18 protein-coding genes and 1 other RNA gene are annotated in these 14,707 nt (G+C 63.4%); 5 read left to right on the top strand and 14 right to left on the bottom strand.

The features are described 5' to 3' along the window. The first annotated feature begins 95 nt into the window (after positions 1-95). From M8J71_RS14475 to M8J71_RS14455, 5 genes are read left to right on the top strand one after another with little or no spacing between them, the layout of a single operon-like run. Complete coding sequence (locus M8J71_RS14475; protein WP_256248539.1) at positions 96-854, top strand: class I SAM-dependent methyltransferase; 759 nt, start codon at positions 96-98, stop codon at positions 852-854. A 31-nt stretch (positions 855-885) separates the two neighbouring features. Further along, positions 886-1,599 carry a metal-dependent transcriptional regulator gene (locus tag M8J71_RS14470; RefSeq protein ID WP_256248538.1) on the top strand — a complete coding sequence of 238 codons (714 nt, stop codon included), beginning with the start codon at positions 886-888 and terminating at the stop codon, positions 1,597-1,599. Next, positions 1,600-2,031: a fluoride efflux transporter FluC gene (locus tag M8J71_RS14465; RefSeq protein ID WP_256248537.1), complete on the top strand. Its 432-nt coding sequence runs from the start codon at positions 1,600-1,602 to the stop codon at positions 2,029-2,031. Further along, on the top strand, positions 2,031-2,450 hold the full coding sequence (locus M8J71_RS14460) for a fluoride efflux transporter FluC (RefSeq protein WP_256248536.1): 420 nt from the start codon (positions 2,031-2,033) through the stop codon (positions 2,448-2,450). The genes M8J71_RS14465 and M8J71_RS14460 overlap by 1 nt, the downstream gene beginning before the upstream one ends. Positions 2,451-2,494: 44 nt before the next feature. Next, a complete protein-coding gene (locus M8J71_RS14455; RefSeq protein WP_163162405.1) occupies positions 2,495-2,863 on the top strand; it encodes a hypothetical protein in 369 nt (122 codons plus the stop codon). Between the two features lie 45 nt (positions 2,864-2,908). Here the strand turns inward: M8J71_RS14455 and M8J71_RS14450 are convergent, their stop codons facing one another. The 14 genes from M8J71_RS14450 to M8J71_RS14385 all read right to left on the bottom strand — a co-directional run bounded on the left by M8J71_RS14450 (position 2,909) and on the right by M8J71_RS14385 (position 14,587). Next, positions 2,909-3,892, bottom strand: a complete 984-nt coding sequence (locus tag M8J71_RS14450; protein WP_256248535.1) for a S1C family serine protease — start codon at positions 3,890-3,892, stop codon at positions 2,909-2,911. A 326-nt stretch (positions 3,893-4,218) separates the two neighbouring features. Continuing rightward, positions 4,219-4,587, bottom strand: a transfer-messenger RNA (tmRNA) gene (ssrA, locus tag M8J71_RS14445). A 77-nt stretch (positions 4,588-4,664) separates the two neighbouring features. After that, positions 4,665-5,138: an SsrA-binding protein SmpB gene (smpB, locus tag M8J71_RS14440; RefSeq protein WP_163162401.1), complete on the bottom strand. Its 474-nt coding sequence runs from the start codon at positions 5,136-5,138 to the stop codon at positions 4,665-4,667. Positions 5,139-5,222: 84 nt separating this feature from the next. Next, on the bottom strand, positions 5,223-6,671 hold the full coding sequence (locus tag M8J71_RS14435; protein ID WP_256248534.1) for a M23 family metallopeptidase: 1,449 nt from the start codon (positions 6,669-6,671) through the stop codon (positions 5,223-5,225). Positions 6,672-6,697: 26 nt separating this feature from the next. Then, positions 6,698-7,612, bottom strand: a complete 915-nt coding sequence (ftsX, locus tag M8J71_RS14430; RefSeq protein WP_256248533.1) for a permease-like cell division protein FtsX — start codon at positions 7,610-7,612, stop codon at positions 6,698-6,700. After that, positions 7,609-8,388 (bottom strand): cell division ATP-binding protein FtsE, encoded by a 780-nt coding sequence (gene ftsE / locus M8J71_RS14425; protein WP_256248532.1) that lies wholly within the window; start codon positions 8,386-8,388, stop codon positions 7,609-7,611. Before ftsE ends, ftsX begins: the two co-directional genes overlap by 4 nt. Before the next feature lie 194 nt (positions 8,389-8,582). Next, on the bottom strand, positions 8,583-9,698 hold the full coding sequence (gene prfB, locus M8J71_RS14420; protein WP_163162388.1) for a peptide chain release factor 2: 1,116 nt from the start codon (positions 9,696-9,698) through the stop codon (positions 8,583-8,585). Positions 9,699-9,857: 159 nt separating this feature from the next. Further along, positions 9,858-10,268, bottom strand: a complete 411-nt coding sequence (locus tag M8J71_RS14415) for a pilus assembly protein TadG-related protein (protein ID WP_256248531.1) — start codon at positions 10,266-10,268, stop codon at positions 9,858-9,860. Positions 10,269-10,300: 32 nt separating this feature from the next. Further along, positions 10,301-10,807 (bottom strand): hypothetical protein, encoded by a 507-nt coding sequence (locus M8J71_RS14410; RefSeq protein ID WP_256248530.1) that lies wholly within the window; start codon positions 10,805-10,807, stop codon positions 10,301-10,303. Further along, positions 10,788-11,216, bottom strand: a complete 429-nt coding sequence (locus M8J71_RS14405) for a TadE/TadG family type IV pilus assembly protein (protein WP_256249000.1) — start codon at positions 11,214-11,216, stop codon at positions 10,788-10,790. Before M8J71_RS14405 ends, M8J71_RS14410 begins: the two co-directional genes overlap by 20 nt. Before the next feature lie 42 nt (positions 11,217-11,258). Beyond that, positions 11,259-11,507 (bottom strand): hypothetical protein, encoded by a 249-nt coding sequence (locus M8J71_RS14400; protein ID WP_256248529.1) that lies wholly within the window; start codon positions 11,505-11,507, stop codon positions 11,259-11,261. A gap of 64 nt (positions 11,508-11,571) precedes the next feature. Continuing rightward, on the bottom strand, positions 11,572-12,513 hold the full coding sequence (locus M8J71_RS14395) for a type II secretion system F family protein (protein ID WP_256248528.1): 942 nt from the start codon (positions 12,511-12,513) through the stop codon (positions 11,572-11,574). Continuing rightward, positions 12,510-13,367: a type II secretion system F family protein gene (locus tag M8J71_RS14390; protein ID WP_256248527.1), complete on the bottom strand. Its 858-nt coding sequence runs from the start codon at positions 13,365-13,367 to the stop codon at positions 12,510-12,512. The genes M8J71_RS14395 and M8J71_RS14390 overlap by 4 nt, the downstream gene beginning before the upstream one ends. Further along, the gene (locus tag M8J71_RS14385) at positions 13,364-14,587 is read right to left on the bottom strand and encodes a CpaF family protein (RefSeq protein ID WP_256248526.1); all 1,224 of its coding nucleotides are present in this window, start codon (positions 14,585-14,587) and stop codon (positions 13,364-13,366) included. Before M8J71_RS14385 ends, M8J71_RS14390 begins: the two co-directional genes overlap by 4 nt. Positions 14,588-14,707: the final 120 nt, after the last annotated feature.

Raw genomic sequence — 14,707 nt, 5'->3', positions numbered from 1 at the left:
GCTGTTGGCACTGACTCTGCTTACTGATCCTGCCTCAGGGGCGGGTGCGGTAAATTCGAAGGATACCCAAGGGCATCGGACGAAGGAGGCCACGCGTGGTACGGGGTGGCCCCAGGCTTGACCACGGACGGCGGCAGGAGCTCGGCCAGAGCTTCCAGGACGGCGGCCGGCACTACCAGCAGGTCCGTCCGGGCTACCCGGAAGAATCAGCCCGCTGGCTGGTTCCCCCGGATGCCCGCGAGGCGCTTGATGCCGGTGCCGGCACCGGTAAGTTCACCGAACTGCTGCTGGACATGGGCCTGGCCGTCACGGCGGTAGACCCCTCTGCCGACATGCTCGAGCAGTTACGGGCGCACTATCCCGCTGCCACGGCAGTCCAGGCCACCGCGGAGGCAACTGGCCTGCCCGCCGCAGCCTTCGACGTCGTAAGCGTTGCCCAGGCATGGCACTGGTGCGACGCCCTGGCCGCAAGCACGGAACTGGCACGCGTCCTCCGCCCGCACGGAACGCTGGGCCTGATCTGGAATCAGTTGGACACCTCTGTCCCCTGGGTCCACCGGCTCTCCCGGATCATGCACGCAGGGGATGTGTACAAGGCGGACTTCCGGCCTGTCGTGGGGCCCGAGTTCCGGGGGCTTGAGGGACACGTCACCCACTGGCAGGACCGCGTCAGCACCACGGACCTGGTGGAGCTGACGAAGTCGAGAAGCTACTACCTGCGCGCCGGCGAAACCACCCGCGCCAAGGTGTTGGCCAACCTGGACTGGTATCTCCACGACCACCTGGGCCACAGCCTGGAAGAAGAGCTCGAACTGCCGTACCTGACGCTGACCTGGCGGGCCTTCAAGGCATGACGGAGAACAGGCAACGGGTAGGCTTGGAGCTGTGAAGACCAGCGCGCCCTCCTCCTCCATTGAGGATTACGTCAAGGTCATCTACTCCTTCACGGAATGGCAGGACAAGGCCATCACGTCCTCCCAGCTTGCGCAGCGCCTTGGCGTCGCCAACTCCTCGGTCTCGGAAATGGTCCGCAAGCTGAAGGACCAGGGCCTCGTCGACCATAAGCCGTACAGCGCCATCACGCTGACGGACGCCGGCGTCCGCCTGGCCCTTTCCATGGTGCGCCGCCACCGCCTGATAGAGACCTACCTTGTCCAGCAGCTGGGCTACAGCTGGGACGAGGTCCACGACGAAGCCGAACTGCTGGAGCATGCCGTCTCGGACACGTTCATTGAGCGGGTTGCGGCCCAACTCGGGAACCCGCAGCGGGATCCGCACGGTGACCCCATTCCCACCGCCGACGGGAAAGTGCTGATGCCGCGCGCCCACCTGATGGGCGAGCTGGACCAGGGGCACACCGGCAGGATCACCCGGATCAGCGATGAGAACCCGGATTTGCTCCGCTATCTTTCCGCCGAGGAAATAGACCTCGACGCCGAGGTGGAGGTTGTGGGCCGCAAGCCGTTCGGCGGCGCCCTGGTGGTGCGGATCAGGAACTCGGGCAGGACCAGGGACTACGACCTCGCCGACGAAATCACGTCCGCCCTGTGGGTGCACACCGACCATCCCCACCCCGGCTGCCTGCTGGGTGACAGCTGAATGACGCCTGCCGGCATGCCGGCGGGCCGCGCCTGGCTCGCTGTCGCCGCCGGAGGCCTAATCGGCGCTGAACTGCGCTATGGACTGGGGCTGGCGTTTCCCGATCTTCCCGGTGCGGTTCCCTGGGCCACGCTGTTGATCAACGCTGGCGGCAGCTTCGTCCTGGCAGCGTTGACCACCATCTGGATAGCCCGTCCGCGGACCGCGTTCTGGTTACGGGCCGGGCTGGGGCCGGGGTTACTGGGGTCTTTCACCACCTTCTCGGCCGTGGTGTTTTCCGTGGACCAGTTGGCCCGCGCCGGCGAACATCTGGCGTGGGCAGCCTACCTGGCGCTGTCAGTGCTGCTGGGGCTGGCGGCGGCGGGTCTCGGCTGGCGGTTCGGCACGTTGGTGGCCGTGCGCCAGGACGCCGGCGCGGGCCACAGGGCGTGATGGCTGCTGCCCTGGTGGGCCTTTTCGGCGTCGCCGGCGCGCTTCTTCGCTTCGGTGTGGACAGCTGGTTCGCCCAGCACGCGTCCAATCGGGTGCCCCGCTCCCGTGGCAGTTCGCTGCGCGGCCGCGGGCACAAGGTACGGCTGCACTGGCCCTGGGCCACTTTGCTGGTGAACGTGGCGGGGTGCTTCATCATTGGCGTCTCCCACGCCGCGACCATGAAGCTGGGGCTGGCCCCGGAATGGCAGACCGCACTGGCCACAGGGCTGGCGGGGGGCCTCACCACCTTCAGTTCATGGACCACGGCAACGGTGCGGTTGTTGACTGAAGAACGGTTCGGCTCCGCCGTGTTGAATGTAGCGGCCAACCTTGTCCTCGGCTTTGCAGCTGCTGCGGCCGGGATTGCCCTCGCTTCCTAGCGCTGCTGCAGGCGATTTGGCCGGCTCGCGTATCGTGGATGGTGATGATTAGCAGACGCGACGCGGCCATTGCCCTTGATGTACCGATGGAAATGGCCCAGCGCCACGGCCTACCAAAATGGATGACCGAAGCTGAACTGGGTGAAATCCTGGACAACCCGCCGCCCTGGCTGGTCCAGTCCCGCGCCAACCGCACCGGAAAGCGGCCTGTCTGGGTCCACCTCGAGTGCGCCGTCTGCGGGTACGAGGAAGCAGCGCGCCCCAAAAAGTGGTGGCCCGACTTTACCTACGTGGTGTGCGGCCATCACGGCCCCGAGGACGTTCCGCGCGTCCGTGAAGGGTACGTCCGCAGCGAGTTCGACGGCGTCGGCACGCGTTTCGTAGGCATCGCAGACGTGCCGGGGCAGGGCTAAGCCTCCTTCTGCTTTTGGGGTTAGGGCGGCGTTGCTGCCTCCCGGCTACTTTCCGTTGTTTGTCATCTCTTCGGGGACTGCCGTGAGGTGGATTTCCGTGCCGTCCCGCAGCACCGCCAGCGTGAGTGGTTCGCCGATGGCGTCCGAGAAGAGCAGGCGCTGGAGACTTTCGGCATCACTGACGGGGCGGCCGCCCGCGGCAAGGAGGATGTCCCCCGCTGCCAGGCCGGCCTTGTCTGCCGGTGAGCCGGCCAGTACTTCCACCACGCGCAGCGCGTCCCGTTGGCCGGTGCGAATAACGGCGCTGGGGCTGAGCCGGGTCGGCGTGCTGACCAGGCCAAGGTAGGCCCGCCGTACCCGTCCGTCCGCCAGCAGGGCGGAGATGATCCGCTGGGTGGTGGCGTTGATGGGGATTGCCAGGCCGAGTCCGGCACCTGCCACGGCGGTATTGATTCCGACAATCCGGCTGTGCGTGTCCGCCAGCGCTCGGCCGGAATTGCCCGGGTTGAGGGCGGCGTCCGTCTGGATGACATCCTCGATGACCCGCCGGTTGCCTCCTGACCAGACCGGGATGGCCCGTCCCAGGCCGCTGACCACGCCCGCCGTTACCGAACCTGCCAGGCCCAGAGGGTTCCCGACGGCGACCACCAGTTGGCCCACCCGCAAGGACTCCGCGGCACCGAACTGCGCGGGCGCCACGCGCGGCGGCCTGCCGTGGACCACGGCAAGGTCGGACAGCGGGTCCGCCCCCACAAGTTCCAACTCCATCCGGTTGCCGTCGGCGAACACGGCGTGCCCTCGTTGGGTGCCAGCCACGACGTGGGCGTTCGTCAGGAGGTACCCGTCCTCGGTGAAGAGCACAGCCGAACCTGCACCGACCCGGACCCGACCGTTGCGGCGGGCCGCGGACATTTCCAACGCGGCAACATGCGGCGTAACTGTGGCAGCCACGCGCATTACTGTCTGTGAATACGAGTCCAGGGCGTCGACGTCGGACGCCTGTGAAGCTGGCTCGCTCCCCTGGTTCATGGGGCACCTCCTGGTAAGCGGATCCCGGCGGCGAGGGCAGTGCGGGCTCCTACCGGACACAACGACCGGGCGCGGGCCGCTAGTCCCGGCTGCGCTACGCCGTGGGTGAACGAGAGCCCGAGGGCCTGGGTCAGGCCGGTGGACCGGGCGGGCTGCTTCGTGGCCCGGGCCCGGCTGCTTCATTGCCCGGGGCCGGCTGCTTCATTGCCCGGGGCCGGCTGCTTCACTGCCCGTGGCCGGCCAAAGAAAAACACCCCGGTCCGAGGACCGGGGTGCTATCTGTGATGATGCGGCCATTCCATCAAGGAAGTGCCGCATCATCATAAATGTGGAGATGGGGGGAATTGAACCCCCGTCCGATGTCGTGTTGTCAGGGCTTCTCCGGGCGCAGTTTGCGTCGGATTTTCTCGGCCCCAGCCATGCTGCAAACAGCTGGCTGATCCGGGCCCAGTCATCTAAGAGTCCCGTTCACCCCGATGACGGAGGTGAACAGCAGTGGCTATCTAAATGACGCCAGGATCCGGGGCGATAGCAACCTCGGGCTGACGGACTGTCTTACTGGTTAAGCAGCAAGAGCGAAGTCAGTGCGCTTAGATTCGGCACTTATTGGTTTGCAGAAAGCGTTTACGAGATAATTCTGCATCCTCGGCCCGCTTCACCTGTCGCGACTAACATCGTCGAAACCGATCATCCCCATATTTTTTTACCAAACCGGCAGGCAAGCCCACCGGACTACCCATCATAACGCATCATTCAGGGAATTCATTCCAGCCTAGCGGCGGCGGTTGCGCTCCCGCATTTCCCGCTGCGCTTCGCGGTTGTCCTGCTGTTCACGGAGGGTCTGGCGCTTGTCGTACTCGCGCTTACCGCGGGCCACGCCGATTTCGACCTTGGCCCGGCCGTCAACGAAGTACAGCTGCAGCGGAACAATGGTGAAGCCTGATTCCCGCACTTTGTGCGAAATCTTGATCAGTTCCTCGCGATGCAGCAGCAGCTTGCGGCGGCGCCGGGCCGCGTGGTTGGTCCAGCTGCCCTGGTTGTACTCGGGGATGTGGATGGCTTCCATCCACAGCTCGTCGTTGTAGAAGGTGCAGAATCCGTCCACCATGGAGGCGTGGCCCTCGCGCAGGGACTTAACTTCGGTGCCCATGAGCGCGATTCCAGCCTCGTAGGTATCCAGCACGTGGTAGTCGTGCCGGGCCTTCCGGTTGGTGGCCACCACTTTACGGCCACTTTCTTTAGGCAAGGGAAAGCTCCTCAGTTCAAGAATCGGATGCCCTCCGGGCCAGCCGGCGCGGAGTCATACCAGTGTACGGCAGCGCTAAGCGCCCTACAGCAGGTTCATCGGGTCCATCGGCTTGCCGTTGAGCCAGGTTTCGAAGTGGGCATGGCAGCCGGTGGAGTTTCCGGTGTTGCCGGAGTAGGCGATCAGCTGGCCCTGCGAGACGCGCTGGCCGTTCGACACCACAATGCTCGCGTTGTGATAGTAGATGGTGTTCAGTGTGTTGCCCTGCATCAGGCCGTGCGAGATCTTGACGCGCCAGCCGCCTCCGTCCGCAGAGTTCCAGCCGGAGCTGAAGACCTCCCCTGCAGCTGCAGCGTAGACAGGTGTGCCGCAGGATGCGCCGAAGTCCAGCCCCGTGTGCATGTAGCCGCCCTGCCCGTAGAAGTCGATGGTGCCTGGCGGGGTGGCCCGCCACCCGAACCCGGACGTGATCGGCACGCTTCCGTCAAAGGGATGGCGCAGGCCAAAGGCCGACGGCGATCCGACGGGCGGCATAAAAGACTGCACCGGCGGCGGTGGCGGGGGCGCCTGGCCCTTTGCCGCTGCTGCCGCGGCAGCAGCGGCCGCAGCAGCAGCGGCAGCTGCTTCTGCCTGCCTCCGCTGCTCGGCTTCCCAGGCCTCGCGGAGCTTCCGGTCACGTTCCTCAATCTCGGCTGCCACCGCGTTCTGGCTCGCCTGGACGCTGGCGAGCTGCGACTGGATACCAGGCTTGGCTGCCTGCAACTCAGCATCAAGGCGGGTGGTGTCGGCGATCAGCTGATCGACCTGTTCCTTTTTGGCGGCTGCTTCGTCACGGGCGGCCTTTTCCCGCTCCAAGGCGGCATCGGCTTTGGCCTTGAGGTCCTTGATCTCAGCTTCTACTGCCTGCAGCCGGGCCTCGGAATTGACGTTGGTGGCGTTTTGCTGGGAGAGCTTGTCCATCGCCGCGTTCTGGCTCCGCATGGCCTGGTCCGCCAGGTCCATGGTCTCGGTCAGGCTTCCGCCGTTGTTCGAGCCAAAAAACAGGGACAGGTTGGAGGGCACTCCCCCGGACTTGTAAGCCTGGGTGGCAATCTGGCCGATCAGCTTCTTTGTATCGGCGATCTTCTGCTTGTCCGTCTCGAGCTGCTGCGTGATTTTTGCCTTGTTCTGCTGGGCCATGTCCACCCGGGCAGAGAGCGCTTCAACTTCCTTGACAGCACCCGCTACACGACCCTGGGCCTCCAGGAGGGCCTGCTGGGCGCCGGGCAGCTGGCCCTGGTAGATGACCAGGTCGCTGGCCGCCTTGGCAATACGGGAGTCGACGAATTCCAAGGACTGCTGGACCCTGGCTGCCTCTGCTTCAAGTGCTTTCTGCTTGTCTTCAAGCTCGCCGGCGAAAGCCACCGGAGTGGAGGAAGCCAATCCGGCGGCGAGGACGACTGCGAGCACGGCGCTGATGACGCCGGTGCGCTGGGGCACCCTGCCCCGGCTGTTCTGCCGGTGCCGCGGGGAATTTTGGTCCGTTAACTTCATGAGCATTCCTTGTTCGGTTTGCATACCTAGACGCGAAGGTATCTGCGCAAGGTCAAGAGAGACGAAATTCCGGCCAAGGATCCGCCAAGGATTATCAGCGCGGGTGCGAGGATCAGCGTCTGGCCGGACGAGATAAAGGCGGTATCCGGGTACTGCTGGGACATGAACTCGCCGAGGAAAAAATGCGCAACGGCCCACAGTGTGGCGGAGGCCAGCGCGGCACCGATGACCGCAGCGATGACGCCTTCGAGGATGAAGGGCAGCTGGATCACGGTCTTCGAGGCGCCCACCAAGCGCATGATGCCGGTTTCGCGGCGGCGGCTGAAGGCGGAGAGCCTGATGGTGGTTGCGATCAGCAGGATGGCGCAAACAATCATGACACCGGCGATGCTGACCGCCACCAGGGAGGCACCGTTCATCACCGAGAAGAGGCGCTCAAGCAGCTGGCGCTGGTCGATGACCGTTTCCACCCCTGGCTGGGAGGAGAACGTCTCGCTGATGATCTGGTACTTTTCGGGATCCTTCATGTTGATCCGGAAGGAGGCCGGCAGCTGGTCCGGAGTCACCGAGTCCACGATGGGCGAATTCGAGAACTGGTCCTTGAAGTGGTTGTACGCCTCTTCCCTGGACTCAAACTGGAAGTCGTTGATGTACTGCGCCACGGCGGGAGATTCCAGCAGTCCATTGAGGCTCTCCTGCTGCTCGGGGGTGACCGGCCCGCCGGCGCAGCCAGCCGCCGTCGACCCTTCACTGCACAGGAAGATGGCCACCTGGACTTTGTCGTACCAGTAGCCCTTCATCTGGTTAATCTGCATCTGCAGCATTCCTGCTGCGCCCACGAAAGTGAGCGAGACAAACGTGACCAGGATGACCGAGACCACCATGGAGAGGTTGCGGCGAAGGCCGCTGCCGATCTCGCTGAGAATGAAGGCGAGCCTCATCGCTGTCCCTCCTCTTCCCGCGGCTGTCCGGACTCCGGGTCTTCCCTGCCGCTGGCATCTTTCAGCCTGCGCGACTGCCCCACGACCGGAATCATGGACGTGTACAGTGCCTTTGCCTCGTCGCGGATAACGACGCCGTTCTTAAGCTCCACGACGCGTTTGCGCATCTCATTGACGATGTCGTCGTCGTGGGTGGCCATCACCACGGTGGTTCCGTTTTGGTTGATTTTGTCCAGGATGCCCATGATGCCCATCGACGTGGTGGGGTCCAGGTTTCCAGTGGGCTCGTCCGCGAGGAGGATGCCAGGCCGGTTGACGACGGCGCGGGCAATGGCGACGCGCTGCTGCTCACCGCCGGAGAGCTCATGCGGCATGCGGTGTTCCTTGCCCTCCAGGCCGACGGTTTTAAGGACCTCGGGAACGGTGTCGCGGATGACGCTGCGGCTCTTGCCAATGACCTGCATGGCGAACGCTACGTTCGCGAAGACGTTTTTTTGGGGCAGGAGCCGGAAGTCCTGGAAGACGACGCCGATGCCGCGGCGGAGCTGTGGGACGCGCCAGCTGGAGATCTTGGCGACGTTCTGGCCGGCTACGTAGACAGCGCCGGAGGTTGCCCGGTCTTCCTTCAGGACCAGCCGGAGGAAGGTTGATTTGCCGGAGCCGGACGCGCCGACCAGGAAGGCGAATTCGCCGCGGTCAATCTCAAGGTTGACGGAGTCCAGCGCAGGCCGGGCTTTCTGGTCGTACACCTTGGTGACATTTTCGAATCGGATCATGGCCCTAAGTACCCTGCAGGGCATGGCTGATTCTGATGCAGCCCAGTTCTGCAGCCGGCGCACGGGTTTCGTTTGGGGGAAGTAGGGCCCCGGCCCCTCGACTATACGCAGGAACTCCGGCGTATCAGGCGGGTTTCAGGGGGCGTGTCGCCGGATCCTGTTGTGCCCTTTAGCCCGGGCGCCGCTCCTGCGTCCTATTTTTCGGCGTTGCGGTTGTCCGTGCGCCAGCGGATGCCGGCGTCGATGAAGTCGTCGATTTCGCCGTCGAACACTGCCGACGTGTTCCCGACTTCGTGCTCGGTCCGCAGGTCTTTGACCATTTGGTAAGGGTTCAGGACGTAGGAGCGCATCTGGTCGCCCCAGGACGCCTTCACATCACCGGCGAACGCCTTCTTCTCGGCGTCCTCCTGCTCCTTTTTCAGGAGCAGGAGCCTGGATTGCAGGACGCGCATGGCCGCCGCCCGGTTTTGCAGCTGCGACTTTTCGTTCTGCATGGAGACCACGGTTCCGGTGGGGATGTGGGTCAGGCGGACCGCGGAGTCAGTGGTGTTAACTGACTGCCCGCCCGGGCCTGAGGAGCGGAAGACATCGACCCGGATCTCGTTGTCCGGGATCTCGATGGAGTCCGTTTGCTCGATCAGGGGGATGACCTCGACGGCCGCGAAGGACGTCTGGCGCCGGCCCTGGTTGTCGAAGGGGCTGATCCGCACGAGCCGATGGGTGCCGGCTTCGACGCTGAGAGTCCCGAAGGCATAAGGGGCTTTTACCTCAAAGGTCGCGGACTTCAAGCCCGCTTCCTCAGCATAGGAAGTGTCCATAACAGTGGTGGGGTAACCGTGCCGCTCGGCCCAGCGGAGGTACATGCGCATCAGCATCTCGGCGAAGTCGGCAGCATCCACGCCGCCGGCTCCCGCGCGAATGGAGACCACCGCTTCACGCTCGTCGTACTCGCCTGACAGCAGGGTGACCACTTCGAGTTCCTTCAGGGCCTTCTTGATGGACTCCAGTTCGGCGGCAGCCTCGCCCATGGAAGCGGCGTCGTCCTCGTCCTGCCCGAGCTCCACAAGGACCTCGAGATCATCGATCCTTGAGGCCAGGTTGTTGAGGCGCTCCAACTCCGACTGGCGGTGGGACAGCCGTGAAGTGATTTTCTGCGCCGCTGCGGGGTCGTCCCACAGGTCCGGTTCGCCGGCCCGCTCGCTGAGTTCGGCAATGTCTTCCTTCAGCGCTTCTACGTCGGAGACTCGCTCAATTGACTCGTAGGTGGCGCGAAGGGCGCGGATTTCAGCGGAAAAATCAATATTGGCCATGGTTGTTTAAGCCTACGCTATCCCGCTGAAGGCCCGGACCCTGCGGCCCTACGGGGCAGTTGCGACGCCGGCAGGACGGGGGCTGTTGGCGCGTGTAGGGCCGGGGGCTGTTGGCGCTTATAAGCGCGGCAGGCCGCTCGGCTTACCCGCTGAGCGGCATCAGCGGGTAAGACGCGAGCGAGCGGTTGAAGCGGCCTCGATTTTTATGCCATCAGGCATCAGGAAGTTCACCACCGGCGGGTGTACAGCAGCAGTCAGAACTACGACGGCGGTAGAACCGTCAGGGCTGCCCGTTGCCTCCGTGACGGCGAGCCCATCAAAACGCTGTGACGCGGGGCTCCTGGAGACAAAGTCTGCCGCCACGTTCCTTACCCTGGCAGGGCTCAAGACCGCAGAGGGGCTGCCCCCTTGGGTTGCCACCTCGCCGAGGGTGTAGCTGTCGGCGGCAGCAAGGGAGGCGCCGTCGGCCAGGGAAAGCAGCCGTTTGTGTTCGAGGTAGACGGACGAAATGCCGATGACCACAGTTGTGACCAGCAGGGCTAAAACGACGTAGCCAAGGATCATCACCATGATCTGACCGTTCTCATTCCGCGGCACTTTTCTCACCGGAACCTGCCCACCAGTTGCGTGGACGACGCCTCGACTTCGCTGGCGCTGAGGCGAAAATCATCGTTGAACGGCAGGAACGGGAGTGGCACTGTCAGGCTCACGGTTACCGTGACTGTGCTGCCGGCCGCCTGGCAATCTGCGGGATTGCAGGACGTTGCTACCTGCGCCCCTTCCGGCTGGTGACCGAAATCGGCGAGCGCGATCGCGACTGCCTGTTCGGCTGCTGCCTGGGCCGTCGCTGCGTCGGGCTGCGCTATGTAGACCTTGGCAGCCTGGTCAGCCGCCCCGACGACAGCAAAGGAGCCGCCCTGGATCTGGCTCATGGTGATGATGAAGTATACGAGCGGCACCATCAGCAGGAGGGCCAGGAAGGTGAACTCAACCACCGCGCTGCCCCGTTCATGCTCCTGCTCTGCAGTGGCCGGCGCGAGGCAGAGGGCTACCATCAGCCGGGTTCGGAGAGACCCGAGGCTTGGGTCATCACGGCTGAACAGCGGCATGACCTTTCACCTCCAAAAGGTCCCGGGGTCCGATGAGACCTATTACGGGCATTGGAGCCCGTACGGTCACTTCCAGGGTCCGCAGGCCCTGGTACGTCACTTCGCGGGTGCTCACCTGTTGGGCAAAGCCCGCGTTTAAGGCGGAATGGATGAGGCTGCGTGTCCTTTCCTCCGCGTCCGCAGCACTCCGGTCCGCGAGGGTCCCGTACCGGGCACCCGATGCCGCTGCGTCAATTAATGTGTTCCTCACGTGCAGGACCAGTGCCAGCTGAATGATCGCAAGGAAGAACAGCGTTAGGAGGCTGCCGACCAGGACGAAATCGACGACAGCAGACCCCTGCTCCCGGGATTCGGTTGCCCGATGCGGGACTGACTTACCCGGGCGGGGCGCTTTGCGTCGCGTGTCCAGAGCGCGGTTTGTGTTCCTACCGCGGGTGGACGCTGCCATCTGTTAGCTTCCGACCTTGTCCATCGCCTGGTTGAACATGGCTTCAAGGGCCGGGCCGGCGAGCGCAAGCAGCGCTGCCACGAGGACGGCGGACATGAGTGTGATCATCACCCAGCCAGGGACATCACCCCGCTCAGGGTGGTCCTTCGCTGGGCGCCTCCCTGAGTGTGCCTTTCCACCGACCGCCCCTGCCAGCAGTGTTGCGGCAATCGACAGGAACAGCATCATCGAGCGGATCCCCAATTTTTTCATTCTTTCCGTCCTATTTCCTTTTTCCAGCTTCGAATTGGTCAATGCGTACGATCCCGTTTGGCGTTCAAAATCCGAGGTTTATTGCGGCAATGCCCGGGAAGACAGCAAAAACAACAGTCAAGGGCAGCACCCCAAATACGAGCGGCACCATCATGGCAATTTCTTTCTTGCCTGCGGTTTCCATCAGGTCACGCTTTGCCGTATCACGTACGTCCTGCGCCTGGGCACGGAGCACATCGGCCAAGGGAGTGCCCCTTTCTACTGCAACGACAATTCCGTCGACGAAACGGACGAGGGGTGCCAGATCTGTCCGCGCCGAGAACTCCTGCAGTGCCTGGATCAAGGGTTTTCCTGCTCTCGTCTCAGTGAGGACCTTTGTGAACTCCTTCGTGAGCTCACCTTTGGCGCTACGGCAGACCCTGTCCAGGGCGCCTGTAGCGCTCTCCCCCGCACTGACTGCCAACGCCATCAGTTCTGCCAGGCCGGGGAATTCCGCCATCATCTTCGACTCCCTTCGGCGGATCTGCGCGCCGAGCCAGTAGTCGCGGAACATAAACCCTCCTATGCCACTCCCCATAACAGCAACGGCAGCCAATAAGGGGTTAAATTTGCCCGAGGCCGCACCGAGAACGATGAAGATGATGGATACCGCGAATCCGGCGGCCGCCCACAATAGTTGTTCCGCCCGAAAATCAACCGGCGTCTTATCGATTCCGGCCTGGGCCAGTCGTCGGGCCGTAGCTTTCGACGCCGGGTTCAGCCTTGCGAGGGCTGCCAGGCCGTCCTGAAGTACGGGCCGAAGAATCCTTCCCAGCGGCCCGAAGGGTGTCGGGCTGTGTTCCCCGGCACGCAGCAGCCTGGACTCAAGGTTCTGTGATTTCAGCTGCGGCTCGATGCGCTGCGACAAAGTGACGGCACGCATAAAAGGAGACCGGAAAATAACGAGCCACAGGCCGATGCCCATCAGCATTCCGCAGACAACAGCAGGAGGTGAAATTTCCATCATCTGAGCACCCGCTCGTCCTGGGGAAGTGCCCCAATCCGAAGCATTATGGAGTAGCAGACCAAGGAGACCACCAGGCCGCCAAGCAGGACTGCGGCGCCCATTGCTGTGTTGTAGGCCTGTACCGCCTCCGGCCTTGTCGCAAGGAGCATCATGACGATCCAGGGCGCGGCAACGGCGAGCCGTGCTGCGTTGACGGTCCAGGACTGCCGTGCCTCCAACTCGCTGCGTGTCCTGGCGTTTTCCCGCAGAAATTCAGCCAGCGTTCCGAGGAGCTTGCCTAGGTCGGAGCCGCCCACTTCCCTCGTCAGGCGCAACGCTTCGACAATCCGGTCTGCAACAGGATCGGCAAGCCGGTGCTTGAGCTGGTTGAGTGAGGCTTCAAAGTTGCCGCCCGCGCGGTAGTCCGCTCCAAAGTCCCGGAAGACGTGCCGAAGCTCTTCAGGCCCTTTGTCGCCGAGTTGGATGAGTGCCTCCGGCAGGGGCAGCCCCGCCCGGATGGCAGAACGTAGGTGGTCAACGACGTCGGGCCAGAGCGTGCGCAGCAAGGCGCTCCTCTTCTTTGCCTTCCAGCGAAGGACCGTTATCGGAAGCCAGACCCCGAAGAGGCCGAAACAGATGGAGATCGGCCAAGAGCGGGTTATTGCGAAAAAGACCAGAGCCACAGAAAGCCCGAGTCCGATGCAGGTGCCCACCAGTCCGGACGCAGACACTTTCTCGATTCCCGCCCCGGCAAGGAGGTCCGCGAGACGGCTGGTCCTTTCTTTTGGGCGCGCTGGCTTCGGCGACTCCCAAAAGGACCACCAGATCAGGAAGAACCCGGCCCCTGCGGTTACTCCCAAAAGCGCCGATATCATCGCGGGTCCAGCAGCGCGGCGACGTCATAGCCGGCCCTGGAGAATTTCTCCTGCGCCGGCATGGAGGTGGGCCGTGCTTGCAGCAGGCCGTCCACCATGGAAAACACCGGTGATGATTCGATAATGCCGTTCTCCACCCGGCGGCCGAGGGCCAGGATTTCGGTCGCTTCCCGGCGCCCGTCCGCGCGACGGCTGCAGTGCACCACGAGATCAATGCAGGACGCGACCGTGGGCACGACGAACTGGCTGGAGATGTTTTCTCCAGCCAGCAAAGGGAGTGTGCAGATTTTGGTGACGGCATCATGCGCAGAGTTTGCGTGGACAGTGCACATCCCCGGCAGCCCTGAATTGAGGGCGATAAGCATGTCCAGGCTTTCTGCTTCCCGCACTTCACCGACCACGAGTCGGTCCGGACGCATCCGGAGCGCTTCCTTCACCAGCCGGCGCATCGGTATCTCACCCTCGCCTTCAAGGTTCGGCTGACGGCATTGCAACCCAACAACGTCCCGAAGAGGGAATTGCAGCTCGAAGATTTCTTCGACGGTTATAACGCGTTCCCGGCTCCCGATACTGGCTGCGAGGCAGTTGAGCATTGTGGTTTTGCCTGCCTGCGTTGCTCCTGAGACGAGGATGTTGAGCCCGCTGGAAACGGCGGCACCGAGGAAACGGGCCGATTGTGGTGTGAGCGTGCCCAGCTCAACTAGGTGCTCAAGCCGGCTCGCCTTAACGACGAACTTCCTGATGTTGACGGCCCAGTGCCTCCGTGTGACGTCGGGGATTACGACATGGAGCCTGGACCCATCGGGCAGCGCTGCATCCACAAAGGGCGAAGACATATCCAACCGGCGGCCGGAACTCTTGAGCATCCGCTCTACCAGGTCCCGCACCTGCTGCTCCGTCAGGGTAAGGGAGGTTAGCTCGGATTCGCCGTTCCTTGCCACGTAGATTTCGTTGGGAGTGTTGATCCAGACTTCTTCGATGGTCGGATCGTCCAAGAGTGGCTGAAGTACGCCAAATCCGGCGACGGCATCAAAAAGGAACTTGCGTGCCGCATCCAAGGGGCCAATAGGAGGGAGTGGACCCATAAGGGCCCGCTCGTCGTAGTCGCTTACTGCGGCCTCTACGAGGCGGCGGACTTCTCCCATCTGACGAAGCGGATCAAGCCCGCGACGACGAATAAGCTCGCGGACTTCGTCCTCGACAATTCCCAGCGCGTCCATAAGTTCCCCAATACAACTGCCGCCCCCGGCGGAGGCAGTGCAACTGGGTAAAGCCTAAGGATTGGCCCGCGCGCCAACAAGGGGGTAAAGAATGGCTGTGGATAAGCGCAAGATAGTCAC

Origin of the sequence: Pseudarthrobacter sp. R1 (assembly GCF_024494415.1) — a bacterium.
Taxonomy (GTDB): Bacteria; Actinomycetota; Actinomycetes; order Actinomycetales; family Micrococcaceae; genus Arthrobacter.
This window is presented reverse-complemented; position numbering and strand designations above follow the sequence as displayed.